Origin of the sequence: Rheinheimera soli (assembly GCF_031457405.1) — a bacterium.
Classification (GTDB): domain Bacteria; phylum Pseudomonadota; class Gammaproteobacteria; order Enterobacterales; family Alteromonadaceae; genus Pararheinheimera; species Pararheinheimera soli_A.
This window is the reverse complement of sequence record NZ_JAVDWR010000055.1, coordinates 1-1404: the sequence shown is the minus strand read 5'-3', so window position 1 is coordinate 1404 and position 1404 is coordinate 1. Positions and strand designations below refer to the sequence as shown.

Genomic DNA, 1404 nt, shown 5'->3' with positions numbered 1-1404 from the left:
ATCCCATCCACGTGCACGGCTGGCGTATCAGGTGAAAGACAGTGATACGGAGTTGTTGTTGCTGAGTAAAGCGCAATCTGGCAGTGAACTGAGCTCAGGGCTGGATGTGTTACTGATGGATGGAGTGACGGAAGACGCCTGGCTTGTGGAGTTTGATGCGGGTGAGCGGGCAGAGTTAAGTGCCGGGCAGGAAGCGTATGTGCTGTATACCTCGGGTTCGACGGGTCAGCCCAAAGGCGTGAGTGTGAAACAGGAGCATTTAGGGCATTACCTTGCTCATGCCAAGACGTATTTAACGCCAGAGATGGCGGGTGCGGTGGTGAGCAGTCCTTTGTGTTTTGATGCGACGATCACCAGTTTGTTGACGCCGTTGTGTACAGGGCAATCGGTGCAGTTGTTGCCAGATGGTGATGCGGCGCTGATGGTGTTGCCGGGGTATTTGAATGACCGGACGTCCAGTTGGCTGTTCAAGCTGACGCCCTCGCATTTAGATGCGTTGTCTGAGAGCGTGGAAGCGAATGAGGATGCCCGGCATGTGCTGGTGATAGGTGGCGAGCAATGGTTGTGTGGCAGCCTCAGGCGTTGGCAAGGTGAGCTGCTCAGAGGCAGTGTGTTTGTCAATGAATATGGTCCGACGGAGACGGTGGTGGGGACGAGTGTGTTCCGGACCGGGTCGGTGGATGCGATAGCGGGCTTTGCCGATGGTGAGGGGGTGCCGATAGGTGTGCCGATAGCAGGCAGTCAGTTGTATGTGTTAGGTGCAGGGGGGCAGCGTCAGCCGCTGGGCAGTGTGGGAGAGTTGTATATTGGTGGCGCGGGTGTGAGTGGGGGTTATCTGAACCAGGAAGCGCAGACCTTAGCGCGGTTTGTTGATTTTGAGGGGGAGCGGGTTTATCGCACGGGAGATTTAGTGAGACGCAATGGCCGGGGCGATTTGGTGTTTATTGGCCGGGCGGATGAGCAACTGAGTTTAAATGGTTATCGGATAGAGCCGGGTGATATAAAGAGTCACTTGCTGGCGGTAGATGGGGTGAGTCAGGCTGAAGTGTTGGTGGTTCAAACCAGACAAGGGCAGCGTTTGGTGGCGTATGTGGTGGCAGATGAAGGGAGTTGGGCACAGACAGAGAGTGCATGTCAGCGTCACTTAAGTGCGCAACTGGCGGAGTATATGCAGCCGACGGCGTACCTGCGTTTAGACCGTTTGCCGCTGACGGCCAATGGTAAGCTGGACCGTAAAGGATTGCCATCGGTGGATGTGGCGAGCAAAGTCCGTGCGGATGAGGTGGCTTATGTGGCACCGGTTTCGGGGACTGAGCAGGCGATAGCTAAAGTGTGGGGTGAGGTGTTATCGGTAGAGCGTGTGGGGCTTGAGGATAATTTCTTTAGTCTTGGCGGTGATTCGAT

At 55.7% G+C, this 1404-nt stretch carries 1 protein-coding gene; it reads left to right on the top strand.

Going from position 1 to position 1404, the window contains the following annotated elements; translation table 11 throughout:
- The coding region (locus tag J2W69_RS20585) for a non-ribosomal peptide synthetase (RefSeq protein WP_310282107.1) at positions 1–1404 on the top strand (1404 nt) is incomplete at both ends.